This window comes from Enterobacter sp. UNJFSC 003, from assembly GCF_036903355.1.
Classification (GTDB): Bacteria; Pseudomonadota; Gammaproteobacteria; order Enterobacterales; family Enterobacteriaceae; genus Enterobacter.
In genome coordinates, this window is record NZ_JBAKHK010000157.1 from 1 (window position 1) to 273 (window position 273).

Consider the following 273-nt stretch of genomic DNA (forward strand, 5'->3'; position numbering starts at 1 on the left):
GGGCAAGGCTGTCTGGGATCTCGAGCTCCAGCGCGGATGCGACCGCGCGGGGAACCGCGCCGGGGTCCGCCAAGGATGCGAGCTCGGCGATCCAGACTCCATCCGGGAAGTGCGGAATCTGCCGGCGGGCTGCTTCGACCCCAAGACAGGTCTTGCCCATGCCACCCGCGCCGGTCAGCGTGACAATGCGATTGACGGAGACAAGGCGGGTCACCTCGGCTAGCACCCCCTCCCGCCCGATCAATTCCGACGTGGCGGCCGGAAGATTTGTCC

General features: G+C 67.8%; 1 pseudogene. It reads right to left on the reverse strand.

Features of this window, described 5'->3' with window-relative positions:
* Nucleotides 1-273, reverse strand: a pseudogene (locus V5P19_RS23580) (hypothetical protein); the annotation flags it as partial.